Origin of the sequence: Proteus sp. TJ1640 (assembly GCF_003144445.1) — a bacterium.
Lineage (GTDB): Bacteria > Pseudomonadota > Gammaproteobacteria > Enterobacterales > Enterobacteriaceae > Proteus > Proteus penneri.
The window spans coordinates 25,826-40,733 of sequence record NZ_PENY01000037.1 but is presented as its reverse complement, the minus strand read 5'-3'; the positions used below and the strand labels follow the sequence as shown (position 1 = coordinate 40,733).

15 protein-coding genes are annotated in these 14,908 nt (G+C 37.7%); 12 read left to right on the top strand and 3 right to left on the bottom strand.

All coding sequences use genetic code 11. The features are described from left to right. The first annotated feature begins 355 nt into the window (after nucleotides 1-355). From flhB to DK861_RS16165, 5 genes are all read left to right on the top strand, one after another. Nucleotides 356-1,504: a flagellar biosynthesis protein FlhB gene (gene flhB, locus DK861_RS16185; protein WP_109400757.1), complete on the top strand. Its 1,149-nt coding sequence runs from the start codon at nucleotides 356-358 to the stop codon at nucleotides 1,502-1,504. Next, nucleotides 1,497-3,587 (top strand): flagellar biosynthesis protein FlhA, encoded by a 2,091-nt coding sequence (flhA, locus tag DK861_RS16180; RefSeq protein WP_072063118.1) that lies wholly within the window; start codon nucleotides 1,497-1,499, stop codon nucleotides 3,585-3,587. Before flhB ends, flhA begins: the two co-directional genes overlap by 8 nt. A 186-nt stretch (nucleotides 3,588-3,773) precedes the next feature. Then, nucleotides 3,774-4,556 (top strand): filamentous hemagglutinin N-terminal domain-containing protein, encoded by a 783-nt coding sequence (locus tag DK861_RS16175; protein ID WP_239452199.1) that lies wholly within the window; start codon nucleotides 3,774-3,776, stop codon nucleotides 4,554-4,556. A 181-nt stretch (nucleotides 4,557-4,737) separates the two neighbouring features. After that, the gene (locus DK861_RS16170) at nucleotides 4,738-5,961 is read left to right on the top strand and encodes a filamentous hemagglutinin N-terminal domain-containing protein (RefSeq protein WP_109400756.1); all 1,224 of its coding nucleotides are present in this window, start codon (nucleotides 4,738-4,740) and stop codon (nucleotides 5,959-5,961) included. A gap of 120 nt (nucleotides 5,962-6,081) precedes the next feature. Then, nucleotides 6,082-7,356: a filamentous hemagglutinin N-terminal domain-containing protein gene (locus tag DK861_RS16165; RefSeq protein WP_109400755.1), complete on the top strand. Its 1,275-nt coding sequence runs from the start codon at nucleotides 6,082-6,084 to the stop codon at nucleotides 7,354-7,356. 161 nt (nucleotides 7,357-7,517) lie between these two features. On the opposite strand, the gene flgN is transcribed toward DK861_RS16165, so the two are convergent. From flgN to flgA, 3 genes are all read right to left on the bottom strand, one after another. Next, the gene (gene flgN / locus DK861_RS16160) at nucleotides 7,518-7,958 is read right to left on the bottom strand and encodes a flagellar export chaperone FlgN (protein WP_109400784.1); all 441 of its coding nucleotides are present in this window, start codon (nucleotides 7,956-7,958) and stop codon (nucleotides 7,518-7,520) included. Nucleotides 7,959-7,971: 13 nt separating this feature from the next. Further along, nucleotides 7,972-8,271 carry a flagellar biosynthesis anti-sigma factor FlgM gene (flgM, locus tag DK861_RS16155; protein ID WP_023581812.1) on the bottom strand — a complete coding sequence of 100 codons (300 nt, stop codon included), beginning with the start codon at nucleotides 8,269-8,271 and terminating at the stop codon, nucleotides 7,972-7,974. Between the two features lie 457 nt (nucleotides 8,272-8,728). After that, nucleotides 8,729-9,385: a flagellar basal body P-ring formation chaperone FlgA gene (flgA, locus tag DK861_RS16150; protein ID WP_109400754.1), complete on the bottom strand. Its 657-nt coding sequence runs from the start codon at nucleotides 9,383-9,385 to the stop codon at nucleotides 8,729-8,731. Between the two features lie 209 nt (nucleotides 9,386-9,594). Here flgA and flgB point away from each other — a divergent pair, with 209 nt between their 5' ends. The 7 genes from flgB to DK861_RS16115 all read left to right on the top strand — a co-directional run bounded on the left by flgB (nucleotide 9,595) and on the right by DK861_RS16115 (nucleotide 14,897). After that, nucleotides 9,595-10,005 carry a flagellar basal body rod protein FlgB gene (flgB, locus tag DK861_RS16145; protein WP_006533174.1) on the top strand — a complete coding sequence of 137 codons (411 nt, stop codon included), beginning with the start codon at nucleotides 9,595-9,597 and terminating at the stop codon, nucleotides 10,003-10,005. A 10-nt stretch (nucleotides 10,006-10,015) separates the two neighbouring features. After that, on the top strand, nucleotides 10,016-10,420 hold the full coding sequence (gene flgC, locus DK861_RS16140) for a flagellar basal body rod protein FlgC (protein ID WP_006533173.1): 405 nt from the start codon (nucleotides 10,016-10,018) through the stop codon (nucleotides 10,418-10,420). A gap of 12 nt (nucleotides 10,421-10,432) precedes the next feature. After that, nucleotides 10,433-11,263, top strand: a complete 831-nt coding sequence (locus tag DK861_RS16135; RefSeq protein WP_109400753.1) for a flagellar hook assembly protein FlgD — start codon at nucleotides 10,433-10,435, stop codon at nucleotides 11,261-11,263. A 27-nt stretch (nucleotides 11,264-11,290) separates the two neighbouring features. Next, nucleotides 11,291-12,511: a flagellar hook protein FlgE gene (gene flgE / locus DK861_RS16130; protein WP_072063111.1), complete on the top strand. Its 1,221-nt coding sequence runs from the start codon at nucleotides 11,291-11,293 to the stop codon at nucleotides 12,509-12,511. Nucleotides 12,512-12,532: 21 nt separating this feature from the next. Continuing rightward, complete coding sequence (locus DK861_RS16125; protein WP_072063110.1) at nucleotides 12,533-13,288, top strand: flagellar basal body rod protein FlgF; 756 nt, start codon at nucleotides 12,533-12,535, stop codon at nucleotides 13,286-13,288. A gap of 19 nt (nucleotides 13,289-13,307) precedes the next feature. Next, nucleotides 13,308-14,090 carry a flagellar basal-body rod protein FlgG gene (gene flgG, locus DK861_RS16120; protein ID WP_036935743.1) on the top strand — a complete coding sequence of 261 codons (783 nt, stop codon included), beginning with the start codon at nucleotides 13,308-13,310 and terminating at the stop codon, nucleotides 14,088-14,090. A gap of 63 nt (nucleotides 14,091-14,153) precedes the next feature. After that, on the top strand, nucleotides 14,154-14,897 hold the full coding sequence (locus DK861_RS16115) for a flagellar basal body L-ring protein FlgH (protein WP_006533166.1): 744 nt from the start codon (nucleotides 14,154-14,156) through the stop codon (nucleotides 14,895-14,897). The last annotated feature ends 11 nt before the right edge of the window (nucleotides 14,898-14,908 follow it).

Genomic DNA, 14,908 nt, shown 5'->3' with positions numbered 1-14,908 from the left:
CTTTTAGGATGGTGTATTTTATGGATAAAAAATCACATAATAATGCTTTAATAGCTCACGCTATTGAAGAAACTGTAAGCCGCTTTGTTTAAGCGGCTTTTGAAGTTGTCGAAATAAACAACAAAAGTAAAATGACTCAATTTTACTGTGAATTTTGCTAATTTCCTTATAATCAGCGTCAATGTTGGTCATATCTCCATTTTTATCATTAGGTTGTTTTTTTCAGTGCATGCCGTCATAGCCCAAAAAGCCCCGTAAATTTGCGATTGTTCAACCCATCAATTTCCTCTGAATTTGTCATGATTAGAGTCATTTCATTCATGCTTTTAATCTCATTACCTAAATCGGACAAACTGTGGCTGAAGATAGCGATCTCGAAAAAACAGAGGAACCCACACCCCATAAACGGGAAAAAGCTAAAAAGGATGGGCAAATTGTCCGTTCTAAAGAGCTTTCATCCGTTTTAATGATCTTGGGTGGCGTGAGTTTGCTGTGGATGAGTGGTGGATTTATCACTCGTGAGTTATATGCCATGTTAACAGAAGGGTTTACGTTTAATCATCACCTTATCGGTAATGAGAATTTATTGATCCCTCGATTTGGTAGCTTGATTAAACAAGCTGTTTTTGCGCTATCACCCGTGTTTTTGGGGTTAGTATTTGTAGCAATTGGTGGCTCTGCCTTATTAGGTGGGATTAACTTTAGTAGTAAATCCATTAAGTTTGATCCCAAAAAATGGGATCCTATTTCTGGGTTAAAACGTATTTTTTCTATGAATGCGTTAGCAGAGTTGTTTAAAGCGATACTGAAATCAACCTTTGTCGGGATCGCTGCAACAGTGTTTTTATGGCACAACTGGAACGATATTCTCCATCTGATCACGCTTCCACCGCTTAGTGCGCTAGCCAATGCGATGCAACTACTAATTTTTGCTGTCTACATTACGGTTTTTATGCTGATCCCGATGGTGGCATTCGACATTATTTTCCAAATCCGTAGTCATCTGAAAAAACTACGTATGACACGCCAAGAAATTAAAGACGAATTTAAACAGCAAGAGGGTGATCCGCAACTTAAAGCGCGTATCCGCCAGCAACAACATGCGATGTCGCGTCGTCGAATGATGGCAGATGTGCCTAACGCAGATGTGATTGTGACGAACCCAACCCACTATGCTGTCGCACTGCAATATAACGACAAAATGACAGCCCCTAAAGTGTTAGCAAAAGGGGCTGGGGCTATTGCGTTAAAAATTAAAGAGATTGGTGCAGAAAATCGAATTCCGCTTCTAGAAGCGCCACCGCTTGCTAGGGCGTTATATCGTCACAGTGAAATAGGCCATGCAATACCTTCAACCCTTTATGCTGCGGTTGCAGAAGTACTTGCATGGGTTTATCAACTGAAACGATGGAAAACCGAAGGTGGTTTAAAACCTAAACAACCTATGAACTTGCCAGTGCCTCCCGCACTGGACTTTGCTGGAGAAGATAATCGTCATGGCTAATTTGGCCTCATTACTCCGCTTGCCGGGAAATTGGAAAAGTTCTCAGTGGCAGATACTGGCAGGGCCAGTGCTTATCTTGTTGATACTGTCAATGATGGTATTGCCATTGCCACCTTTTCTATTGGATTTATTATTTACCTTTAATATCGCACTCTCCATTATGGTGCTGTTAGTAGCAATGTTTACAAAGCGTACTTTAGATTTTGCTGCTTTCCCTACTATTTTGCTGTTTACCACGTTGTTACGTTTATCATTAAACGTGGCTTCAACGCGTATCATCTTAATGGAAGGGCATACAGGGCCAGAAGCCGCAGGGCGCGTTGTTGAGGCCTTTGGCCATTTCCTTGTTGGCGGTAACTTTGCTATCGGTATTGTAGTCTTTATCATCCTTATTTTGATTAACTTTATGGTTATTACCAAGGGTGCGGGACGTATTGCTGAAGTGGGGGCACGTTTTGTGTTAGATGGAATGCCGGGTAAACAGATGGCAATCGATGCTGACCTGAATGCGGGCATTATCAACGAAGATGAAGCTAAAAAACGTCGTAAAGAAGTTTCATTAGAATCTGACTTTTACGGCTCAATGGATGGTGCGAGCAAGTTTGTTCGTGGTGACGCCATCGCAGGCTTAATGATCCTAGTGATTAACGTGGTAGGCGGTCTTATCGTCGGTGTCGCTCAACACGGAATGGCATTAAACGATGCTGCAACGACTTATACCCTTTTAACCATTGGTGATGGTCTGGTTGCTCAGATCCCCGCATTGATTATCTCAACAGCAGCAGGCGTTATCGTTACACGTGTTGCAACAGATGAAGATGTTGGGCAACAAATGGTGACCCAACTATTTGATAATCCTCGTGTACTGATGTTAACTGCTGGGGTATTAGGCTTGTTAGGTTTAGTACCGGGAATGCCTAACTTTGTTTTCCTATTCTTCACCGCAGCATTAGGTGGATTAGGTTGGTATATCTTACGTCGTAATGCTAACCCTGAAGTACAACAACAAAAAGAGATGGAAGAAGTTGAAAAACAAAACCGTGTTGTTGAAGCATCATGGGAAGATGTGCAACTTGAAGATCCATTAGCGATGGAAGTGGGGTATCGGTTAATTCCAATGGTAGATAGCCGCCAAAATGGCGAGTTGTTAGGTCGCATTAGTGGGATTCGTAAAAAGTTTGCTCAAGAGACAGGATATCTCCCTCCCGTTGTTCATATTCGAGACAATATGGAATTAAAACCTTCTTCTTATCGCATTCTAATGAAAGGGGTTGAAATTGGTCATGGAGAAGCGCATCCGGGTCGTTGGTTAGCAATCAATCCGGGTAATGCTGTTGGCTCTTTAGAAGGCGATATTACTCAAGAGCCTGCATTTGGTTTACCGGCAGTTTGGATCGATGACAGTTTAAGAGAGCAAGCACAGGTGCAGGGCTATACCGTTGTTGCTGCAAGTACTGTTATTGCAACGCACTTTAATCATGCATTAACGAAATACGCATCAGAATTATTTGGTCGTCAAGAAGCACAAATGTTATTTGATAGGGTCAGTAAAGAGCTGCCTAAGATGACAGAAAATATGATCCCAGATATGCTTTCACTGACGGTATTGCACAAAGTATTGCAAAACCTACTGTCTGAGCAGGTGCCTATTCGTGATATGAGAACCATATTAGAAGCTTTAGCAGAGCATGCACCAGAGCAGAAAGATCCAGCTGAATTAACCGCTGTGGTTCGTGTTGCACTTCGTCGAGCGATTACACAACATTGGTTTGGTGATCAAGATGAAATCCAAGTCATTGGTTTAGATGCAAGCTTAGAGCGTATTCTGGTTCAAGCGATGCAAAGTGGCGGTGGATTAGAACCAGGGCTTGCTGAAAATATTGAACAACAAGCGGCAGATGCTGTACGCCATCAAGAGATGTCCGGCGGTGCGCCAGTATTATTAGTGAATCATTCGCTACGTTCATTATTGTCACGTTTTTTACGTCGTAGCCTGCCACAATTAGCCGTATTATCAAATATGGAAATCAGTGAAGGTCGTCGTATTCGTATGACGTCGATGATTGGTGGACAGCCACACTAAACTAATAATTAGACGTCATATAGACCAATAATCTTTATTTTGAACATGTTATTACACGCGACTAATTTGATTAGTTGCGTGTTTTTTTATCTCTATCTTGTTTTAATCCTTACAGATGATGTTTTATTTATAATATCTAAGAAAATTAATTTCATTAATATAATTTTTTTTATAGGAGATTTATTAATGAAAAATAAAAAATTACTTTTCCCATTATTTATTTTATTCAATTCACAAATGGTTTTGGCAGGTGAGAATATTATTGTAAATGATAATTTATCGCCTAAGACAACGCTCACTTTTGATAATGAAAAAAATAAAGATGTCATTAATATAGATACAAACCTTGAAGATGGTATTTCACTTAATTTTTACCATAAATTTAATGTTCCTAAAGAGGGGATCATTCTTAATAATAGAAAAGCCAAAGCAAATATTATTATTAATGAAGCCACTGGAAATGAAATGAGTTTAATTAATGGTAATGTTAGAGTCGAAGGACTAAAGGCTCATGTAATTATTGCTAATCCTAATGGTATTGAATGCAACCAGTGTTCTGCCTCCAGAGTTACTGATTTTACACTAATTAGTGGTAAAACTAATGACAGTGTCAGAGATTTCATTTTATCAGATAAAAATTATGTCTCTATTCATGGTCTAAAACGGATCGCTAGTCAAAAAATTAATCTTATTTCTAATAAAGTTTTTATGGAAGGAACATTAAATAAATCTATTGATACATTAAATATACTTAGTGGGTTGCAAACATATCATCTTTTTTCAAAAAATGAATTTAATCACAATGGACAAATTTCTTTTTTTGAAGGGTTTAAATCTAATTTAAATGAAATTAATATTAAGCATGGTTATGGTGAGGTTTATTTTGATAAAGGTACTTATAATATAAAAAAAAGTAAACTAAATATTGATGGTTTGTCTGGAAATAGTGCTCTTTATATATCTAGATAATTAATGTATAAAAATAACGTTTTTATTTTAAATATAAAATATATAGGTGCTAATTTAGGTAAATCACATATAGAGTTAACGTGCTGATGTTTATTTTCTAGAAATGATAACTTTAATAAGAAGTATTATATAAAATGCTTCTTATTATCCCAGCTAATGAATAATATAATTAGGTTTAGTAATGAAAGCAAAAAAAACACTTTATTTTTGTTATCATGGTTTATTTATAATATTACTATTTTTTTCCTCTCAAGCTTCTTCGGATATGTTAATCGTTAAAGATGATGATAAAGCAAAAAAACTTTCTATTAATTATGAAAGTGGAAAAGCTGTAATTAATATTGAGACAAATGATATTCGAGGGATTTCACATAATTATTATAGTGACTTTAATGTTGATAAAAAAGGTGTAGTGTTTAATAACGCTAAAGAGCAATATGTAACAACCATTATAAATGAAGTGACATCTAAAAATAAAACAATGCTTAAAGGTGACCTATCTATTAATGGCAACCCTGTAAGTATCGTTATTGCAAATCCTAATGGAATACATTGTCAAGGATGTTCATTTAATAGTATTGAAACAGTCACTTTAATCAATGGCAGGAGTGATAACTTAAATGTAGGTAAGTATCGAGTTTCTAATAAAGGAAGCATTGAGTTTAGTACAGGTGAGGAAGCAGAGAAGAATAAATTTATTTTTGATAAAATAAATATTATTTCTAAGGATGTAAAATTTAATAAAAATTTAACGTTGTTTTCTAATAAACTAAATATTATTAATGGTAAGCAGATTTACCATATGTATAATAAATTCCCCTCAAAGTATCATAAAGGAAAATTGTTATTGGATTTTGGCTCAACTATTAATGCAAAGAAATTTCTTTATTCTGCTGGAAATAATGTCCTTATAAATAATGGTATTTTTAATGTGGGAGAGATAGTTGTAGATACAAAGGGAAAAATAATCAATTCGGGTGAGATAAATATATTAAATTGGCGTATTGATTCCATTTTGAAAAATATTTATGAGAAATATAATGGTGCTGATTTTTCAGAAAGAAATACTATATTTAATGCTAAGACATTCAGTAACGAAAATAATTCTAGATTAGCTATTTATAAGACTAATGTTAATTTTAATTTATCTAAAGGTAACTTTTTTAATAAGGGTTCCATACGTTTAGAAAAGAGTAAATTTTCTGCTAATGTACGTAATTACATTCATTATTTTGAAAGTAAATCATTTAATATTAACTCTTCAATGGTTATTGATGCTGAAAAAAGAGTAATACTCAATGGGGAAATTTTCTTTATTGATTCTCTTGATAAAATTTCAATTAAAAACAGTAAGGATATTAGGTTTACTCCGACAAATCGCGATAATATGCTTATCAAGCATTAATTATTCGCATATATTTTATTATAAAATATTTTATGTGAATGTTTTTATGTGAGTGTTTTTTAAAATTAATCGGATTATATGTTAATTATAATAATTACTTTAAAACCAAAGGAAATGGCTATGAAAAAAATCCCTCTATTTACTCTTTCATTATTATCTGTATTTGTTTCAGTATCTTGTTATGCTACTCAAGATGTTGTTTTAAATGCTAATTCATTATCTGATGCACAAGTATCAATGAATGATGATATAGGTAAAACACAAGTTAAAATCATAAACACTAATCAAGATAAAGTAGCCCATATTTATTACGACCGTTTTAATGTTAATAAAAATGGTTTATCATTAGATAATGATAGAGCAGAATTAATTATTAATGAGGTTGTTTCTCAAGAAAATTCAGCGTTGCTTGGTGATCTTGAGTTACAAGGAAAAAATGCGGCAGTAATTATAGCTAACCCTAATGGAATTTCTTGTTATGATTGCTCTTTCTCAGGAATTGATAATATTAAGTTAATTTCCGGTAGCAGTGTAGGGAAATTTTCTAATGAATTTATTATAACAGATAAACCTGTTGATTTTGCTTTTTTCAATAAATTACCTAGAAATGAACTTACGTATAGTAATCGTCGTTATAAAGATATTGCACCTGTATATATAAATATCATATCTAATAATATATGGTTGGATGAAGGGGATTTTAATGCTAAATATATCCGTTTTGATATTGGTTTAGATAAATTTAATCTTAACTATTCAAATGATTATAATAGTAAAGGGAGGTTGACAATAGAACCCGATGCAACGTTAAACAGTCGGTATTTGATAATAAGAGGGAATAGTGCTACGGTTGATAATTATGGTCATATTGATACGTTATCTTTAAATGCAAATGTCAGATTTTGGTTTAACAATTTTAATTCAATTATAGATTTAAATAGAGATATAAATTTATATAGCAAATATTATGATGATGTAAGAGAATCAAAGTTAAATATTTCAAAGAATTATTATAGTCATGAGACATCATCTTTTTATGTTAAAAATAGTGCTTTATTTATTGATACGGAAGATATGGTGTTACTTAACGATTATATTATCGACAATAGCTATTTAATATCACGTGTTAATCATATAGATATGAATAACATTACGTTGAATAAAAGCTATCTTGGTGTTATCTCCGATACGGATATAAATATTCTTGGTAAAATCCATGGGGAAGGTAGTGTTGTGTTAGATGGAAAAGAAGGGAATTTTGATGAAAAAGATAAAATAGAGTTAACAGGAGAAGATCTAGCAGGATTAAAGGGGCTACGGAAATTTCAATTAGGTACATCAACTGTTATATATAACGGATATAAAATACCAAAAACCTCAAAAGATATTAATTAAAAAAATAATAAAGCCATATTTATTATTACTATCGATTTAACGCGTAACATTAATTTAATGCTTATTTTATAGTTACTATATATAAGTAACTATAATAGGCTACATAAAATAGTCCTTGTATTATGTTGATATAATGCAAGGACTGTTATTTTCTTTAAATTTTATACTTGGATTTTTCGCCCAGCTAATATTGAACGTTGTGCTTGCCCATCAGAACCATAAAGGGTTGGGCTGTGGTTCTTCTGCAAAAAACGGATAGCATCACTATTACGAGAGATGTGTTGATCAAGTAGTAATCCGTTATGTTGATTCAGATGTCTTAACTCCGCCGTGATGTCTATTATCTGTGTCCATAAATCAGATAAGAATGGCAACCCTGCATAAGGTTTTTCTACACCGGCTTGTTGGCTTAGCGTATGGCGCTGTTGGTCTGTATGACCTAAAGCCGACAAGACAAAATTCTTCTGTTCAGTTACTTCGTGTAGGGCATTGATATCAATATTACCTGCGCATAATAACTGTTGTTCAGCACGTAAAATACTCGCAATGGTATTAAGCTGTGATAATTGAAGATCTAAAGTCTGGCGGAGTTCTTCCATCATAATCATTAAAATATTATTGAGTTATGCTTTCAGCAGCTTCACGGAAAAGAGCGTCCGCAATTTTACCGCTGTCCATGGTTAATGTTCCGTTGGCAATTGCTTCTTTTAAGCGAGCAACTTTCTCAACGTTAATGTCTTTATTTCCAGGTTGAACAAGTTTTTTCTGCGCTTCACTCAGTTTTACAGATGTGTCGCCTGTTGCAGTTTTTTGTTCAGTTGTTCCCGATTTACGTGATCCCTGAGTGATTTCACTTGGGTTACGTTGTGCAATTGCGTTAATCGGAAGTAGTGGATTTGCGCGTTCAATACTCATAGGAAAATCCTTTGTTAGGCATCAATTAATAGTCAGATGAAGCCATTGTAAAACAACCTATGTGTTTTCGCCTATCATCTTGATTCTTTATATCGGCTATCGAATCAAAAACTTTAATCTTAGTCGTCATATTCGTCATACTCGTCATACTCGTCATACTTCAAGCCGTAGCGTTGTTGACCGCATTCACTCACACTAGTCACATACTTATGTATGCTCCTAGCGATTCGTTCATTTGTCGCCTAGCTACAACTTGAATTATTTAGAGTATCTATATTAGATGCTTTAAATTGTTATCTAACTACAGCTTAAATTATTTAGAGTATCTACATATGATGCTTTAAATTATTTAGAGTAAAAAATGTAGCGCAAGAGAGTTTACCTCGGCTTGCCATAACTGAAACGGCTAACAAGCAATTCAATAGGGGCTTATTCTGCTTATCAGCTTTTTTATTTATTAAAGAGGGATGCGAACAGAGCCATTTTCAAGAGCTTCTCCAATGACGATTTGGCCTGATTTAACTCTGACTCGAATCGTTTCATTGGCAACAGCATTGTTGATTGCCTTGCCTTCATAGCGAATTTGAAAATGATCGCCTTGTGCAAAAACAGTAACGGTTTGACCTGCCAAAATAGCCCAAGGGCGACGGATCATGGTCGATGTGATAGGTTTTCCGGCAGAAATTTGGCGCATAGCAATGGCATTTTTAATTAACGTAGGATCACGTAATACGTCATAAGGTTGCTTTTCTAATTCACCTGTTATCATGCTGACTGATGCCGTTTCAATCGCATCATCACGATTGATGTCTTTTTTGGCAACTAAATATTTACCCCTTACACTCACATCAACTTGAATAAAACGACGTTGTTTATCACATTGAATGGGAATCGAAAGCCGCCCCCAATTACGAGAGCCTGCATGGCGTTGGATCGCTTGTGTTTGACACACTGGCCATTTCTCTTCCGGTGTTAAAACTGTGACTGTCACTTTATCGCCTTGTTGATGAAGCGCGACAAAGAAATCTTGTAGTTCTTCAGGAAGTGATTTCGCAATACTCACATTCACCATAAAGAAAAAAGAAAACAGACCGATAAGAGTTTTAACTAACATAGTTTGTATCACCTTACAGAGTTGATGCTAATTGTGCGTTTGTCATTATTTAGCAACAACAGTGTACAGCGACTTTGCATGCCTTAAACGCATAAATAGCAATCCAATTTACGCCTATTCCTCCAATCATCTTTTTTTTGAGCGTTTATTCTGTCAACTGAAATTGTTTTATCAGCTGAGGTAAGTGGCTTAGCCACCAAGGATAGAAGATGCTCGATAAATTAGAAAATACGTTTCATTTTCAACAAGAAGCGCTCTCAATACGCAATAAACGCCAAGAAATTCTCGCTGCGAATATCGCTAACGCAGACACCCCAGGCTTTCAGGCTCGTGATATTGATTTTGCTTCTGAATTGAAGAAAACCATTGAAAACGGACGTACTGGTAGTCATGGCATGCAATTGGCGATGACATCAGAGCGCCATATCCCGATCAAACCCGGTTATCGCTTAGAAGCAGACTTACTCTATCGCGTACCTCATCAAACGGCGATGGATGGTAATACCGTGGATATGGATATGGAACGTAGTAATTTTGCTGACAATAGCCTTAAGTATCAGGCTGATGTGACATTTATTAACTCGCAAGTTAAAAGCATGATGGCTGTATTGCAACAGTAGGGTAAAGAGCATGTCTTTATTTAGTATTTTTGATATTTCAGGTTCAGCACTTTCAGCGCAATCTCAACGTTTAAACGTAAGTGCTAGCAATATGGCAAATGCCGACAGTGTTGCGGGCCCAGATGGTGAACCTTATCGTGCAAAACAGGTTGTTTTTCAGGTTAACGCACCTGCTGGTCAAGAAGTTGGTGGTGTTCGTGTCACTGAAGTGGTGGATGATCCTGCTCCATTTCGTATGGAATATCAGCCGGGACACCCTTTTGCCGATGAAAAAGGGTATGTACGTATGCCGAATGTTGATGTTGTGGGTGAAATGATTAACACCATTTCTGCATCAAGAAGCTACCAAGCTAACGTCGAAGTGATGAACACAGCCAAATCACTGATGCAAAAAACACTGATGATAGGCCAATAGGGAGAATAAATTGTGGGTATTTCCGCCTCAATGAATGAACCTTATGATAATACCATTATCGGGGATGCACCTTCTTCGTACCATACGAAAAAAAGTGGTAGTGAGGATATCAAAGGGAATTTCCTAACACTACTCATCACTCAGATGAAAAACCAAGACCCAACAAATCCAATGCAAAATAATGAGTTAACCTCCCAGTTAGCTCAAATTTCGACCGTTGAAGGTATCGAAACACTGAATAAAACAGTGAACAACATTGTTGGTCAGATTGATCAAAGTCAGGCATTGCGAGCATCTTCCTTAGTTGGCCATGGTGTCATGGTCTCTGGGAATAAAATTGTTGTCTTTCAGCCAACCGACGGTAAAGGTGAGACTGAAAAACCTGGTGACGGGAATGACACAATTCCAACACCTGATACTCAAAATGAAAAAACGCGCCAGCAAATGGGAACGTATAAATCAGAAGGTACTGACCCAACTACGCCTAGCGATGAACACCTTTTTTCAACACCTTTTGGTTTTGAATTACTCAGTCCAACCGATTCTCTTACGATAAACATCACCAATGCGAGTGGTGTTACCGTTCGTACAATCCAAATGGACAAAAAGATGCTACCGGATGTTTATAACTTCTCTTGGGATTGTACTGATGAAGATGACAATCCTGTTCCAACAGGCAGTTATAAATTTACCGTTAACGCCACGCTTAATGATGCTCAGGTCCCTGTTAAGACACTGAATTATGCGCTGGTGAATAGTGTGTCCATGGTGGATGGTGGTGCCCGCCTTGATGTTGGCTTAGGTAATACCGTTTCATTGGATGAAATTCGTCAGGTTCTTTAACTAACACATATTCAACTTGGAGGGCGCATGTCCTTTTCACAAGCAGTAAGTGGTTTAAACGCAGCAGCCGCTAACTTAGATACTATCGGTAACAATATTTCTAACTCCGCAACCTACGGTTTTAAAGGCGCAAGCGTTTCTTTTGCGGACGTATTCGCCGGTTCAGGTGCAGGTCTGGGGGTTAAAGTGGCGGGTATTAGCCAAAACTTTAAAGACGGTAGTATCACAACCACTAACCGTCCAACAGACGTGGCGATTTCTGGTGGTGGTTTTTTCCGTATTGAAGATCAAAATGGCGGCGTTTTCTATTCACGTAATGGTGAATTTGGTAAAGATAAAAATGGTTTTCTGACTAACATGCAAGGTATGCGTGTAACAGGTTATCCAGTACAAAGCGTTGATGGTAAAAACGTGGTTCAAAAAGGGGCAACGCCAACACCTATCGTTATTCCTACGGATATGATGAATGCAAGTGCAACCGATAAAGTGGATATGACGGTTAACTTGAACTCAGCTGAAGAGCCAATTGACCAAACGACTCATGCGTTTGATCCTAAAGATAATGACTCTTATAACTTCAGTACTAACGTAACAACTTACGATAGCTTAGGTAATGAACATAACTTGAACTTATTCTTTGTGAAAACAAAAGATAATGAATGGGAAGTTCATGCTCAAGACTCCACAACTGGTGAGCCTGCTCAAAATCTAGGTAAGTTAGTTTATAAAAATAACGGTGTTTTAGACGAAACGGCAACCAATATTAAAAATTTCACTACTGTATCTTATAAAGGTTCAGAAACCATGGATATGGCGATGAACTTTACAGGCAGTACTCAACAAAAAGTTGCTGAATCAAGCGTTTCTAAATTAGCGCAAAACGGTTATCAAGCGGGTGAATTTACTAACTTCCGTATTGAGCAAGACGGCTCTATTATGGCGACTTACTCAAACCAACAAAGCCAAGTTGTTGGCCAAATCGCATTAGCTAACTTCGCAAACGCTGGTGGCTTAAGCTCACAAGGCGACAACATGTGGTCTGAAACTAACGGTTCAGGTTCGCCAATCGTCGGTGTTGCTGGCTCTGGTGTATTCGGCAAATTAACCAATAACGCATTAGAAGCGTCTAACGTGGATATGAGCCAAGAGTTAGTCAATATGATCGTTGCTCAACGTAACTATCAATCAAACGCACAAACCATTAAGACTCAGGATCAGATCCTGCAGACTCTGGTTAGCTTGCGCTAATAACGCCGGAAATAATCTGTTATGGATCATGTGATTTATACCGCGATGGGCGGCGCCAGACACTCGATGGAAAATCAAGCTGTCGTGGCGAATAACTTAGCAAACGCATCAACGCCGGGATTTAAAGCGCAGCTTAGTGCAATGCGAGCCGTACCTGTCAATGGCGATACCTTACCAACTCGTACATTAACGGTAGCCTCAACGCCTGGTAGCGATCAGAGTCAAGGAACGATGAACTATACCGGCAGATCAATGGACGTTGCGTTAAGTGATAACGGCTATTTGGCTGTTCAGCTTGATGATGGTACTGAAGCCTATACCCGAAACGGGAATATCCAACGTAACGCTGACGGCATGTTGATGGTACAAGGGCGTTTGTTAATGGGGGATAACGGTGCGATTGAAGTACCTCCTCAAGCAGATGTCAGTATTGCCAATAACGGTATTGTGACTGCGCACGTACCGACTGATCCGCCAAAAATGTTGGGTCAGATTGGTCGTTTGAAAATGGTAAAACCAGAGCAAAACGATTTAGTTCGTGGCGATGATGGTTTATTCCATTTATCTCCTAAAGGAACTGCGCGTGCGGGTGAGGAATTACCTGCGGATGATAGCGTGAAGGTGTTAGCTGGTGTGTTAGAAGGCAGTAATGTTAATCCAGCAGAAGCCATGGTCGATATGATAGCAAACGCAAGACGTTTTGAAATGCAAATGAAGGTTATTCATAGCGCTGACGATAATGCGCAACGAGCTAACCAATTGCTATCACTGAGTTAAATAGTGTAAGGGGAAAACCATGATCCGTTCTTTATGGATTGCTAAAACTGGGTTGGATGCACAACAGACAAACATGGATGTGATTTCCAACAACCTCGCGAACGTCAGCACCAATGGCTTTAAACGTCAACGTGCGGTTTTCGAAGATTTACTGTATCAAACAATCCGTCAACCGGGGGCGATGACTTCTGAACAGACGAATGCACCGTCAGGTTTACAAATTGGTACAGGTGTTCGTCCTGTTGCTACTGAACGTTTACATAGCCAAGGTAACTTGGCTCAAACTAATGGTACTCGTGATGTGGCGATTAAAGGACAGGGTTTCTTCCATGTTCAGTTACCTGATGGCACAGACGCTTATACCCGTGATGGTTCTTTTCAAATGGATCAAAATGGGCAATTAGTGACAACCAGTGGTTTCCAAGTCGTTCCAGCAATTATTCTGCCTGAAACGGCGAAAAAGGTCATGATTGGTCGTGATGGTACCGTTAGTGTTGAAATTGAAGGTTCACCAGCGCCACAACAAGTGGGGCAATTGACGCTAACAACCTTTATTAATGACAGCGGATTAGAAAGTGTCGGTGAAAACTTGTACTTAGAAACAGCAAGTTCTGGCGCACCGACTGAAAATGCTCCAGGTATCAACGGCGCAGGCTTGTTGTATCAGGGATATGTTGAAACCTCTAACGTTAATGTAGCTGAAGAGTTGGTCAATATGATCCAGACTCAACGTGCTTATGAAATTAACAGTAAAGCAATTTCAACATCTGATCAGATGTTACAGAAACTAACGCAACTCTAATTTCGTTTGTTCATTAGCCTGACAGGGTTTCCTGTCAGGCATATTACTAAAAGAGTATCGAAGATGGATACAAAGGTCATTACTGACAATTCTGGGGCAAGAAAGCTTAGTGTCAGATGGCGTCGTCATCAACGTTTAGGTACCGCCCTGTTGGTACTGACACTGGCGGGATGCGCACATATACCGAAAAAACCGTTGGTAGAAGGTAACACAACGGCGGTTCCAACGGCACCAACAGCACCTGCACCAAATGGCTCTATTTTTCAGGCAACTCAGCCTGTTTATTTTGGCTATCAACCTTTATTTGAAGATAGACGCCCTCGAAATATAGGTGACACGCTGACGATCACGTTGCAAGAAAATGTCAGTGCAAGCAAAAACTCATCTGCTAATGCAAGCCGTAATGGTAAAGCTGGGTTCCTTGCTTCGATCACCCCAAGATTCTTAGAAGGGTTGTTTGGTAATAATCGCGCTGATATGGGAATGGAAGGAAACAGTGACTTTGGCGGTAAAGGTGGCGCAAATGCGAACAATACCTTTAAAGGCACCATTACTGTTACCGTCGATCAGCTTCTTGCCAATGGTAACCTGCACGTTATTGGTGAAAAGCAAATTGCTATCAATCAAGGTACTGAATTTATCCGTTTTTCAGGTGTGGTGAATCCAAGAACAATTAGTGGTTCAAATACCGTAAATTCAACCCAAGTTGCTGATGCTCGTATTGAATATATCGGAGACGGTTATATCAATGAAGCTCAATCTATGGGATGGCTACAACGCTTCTTCTTAAATGTATCACCTTTTTAATGAGTAGGGTC

What these genes read in the sequence shown, in the direction of transcription:
- flhA (WP_072063118.1), top strand. Translation starts at nt 1,497, where the DNA reads ATGGCTAATTTGGCCTCATTACTCCGCTTGCCGGGAAATTGGAAAAGT.
- DK861_RS16175 (WP_239452199.1), top strand. Translation starts at nt 3,774, where the DNA reads ATGAAAAATAAAAAATTACTTTTCCCATTATTTATTTTATTCAATTCA.
- DK861_RS16170 (WP_109400756.1), top strand. Translation starts at nt 4,738, where the DNA reads ATGAAAGCAAAAAAAACACTTTATTTTTGTTATCATGGTTTATTTATA.
- DK861_RS16165 (WP_109400755.1), top strand. Translation starts at nt 6,082, where the DNA reads ATGAAAAAAATCCCTCTATTTACTCTTTCATTATTATCTGTATTTGTT.
- flgN (WP_109400784.1), bottom strand. Translation starts at nt 7,958, where the DNA reads ATGATGGAAGAACTCCGCCAGACTTTAGATCTTCAATTATCACAGCTT.
- flgM (WP_023581812.1), bottom strand. Translation starts at nt 8,271, where the DNA reads ATGAGTATTGAACGCGCAAATCCACTACTTCCGATTAACGCAATTGCA.
- flgA (WP_109400754.1), bottom strand. Translation starts at nt 9,385, where the DNA reads ATGTTAGTTAAAACTCTTATCGGTCTGTTTTCTTTTTTCTTTATGGTG.
- flgB (WP_006533174.1), top strand. Translation starts at nt 9,595, where the DNA reads ATGCTCGATAAATTAGAAAATACGTTTCATTTTCAACAAGAAGCGCTC.
- flgC (WP_006533173.1), top strand. Translation starts at nt 10,016, where the DNA reads ATGTCTTTATTTAGTATTTTTGATATTTCAGGTTCAGCACTTTCAGCG.
- flgE (WP_072063111.1), top strand. Translation starts at nt 11,291, where the DNA reads ATGTCCTTTTCACAAGCAGTAAGTGGTTTAAACGCAGCAGCCGCTAAC.
- DK861_RS16125 (WP_072063110.1), top strand. Translation starts at nt 12,533, where the DNA reads ATGGATCATGTGATTTATACCGCGATGGGCGGCGCCAGACACTCGATG.
- flgG (WP_036935743.1), top strand. Translation starts at nt 13,308, where the DNA reads ATGATCCGTTCTTTATGGATTGCTAAAACTGGGTTGGATGCACAACAG.
- DK861_RS16115 (WP_006533166.1), top strand. Translation starts at nt 14,154, where the DNA reads ATGGATACAAAGGTCATTACTGACAATTCTGGGGCAAGAAAGCTTAGT.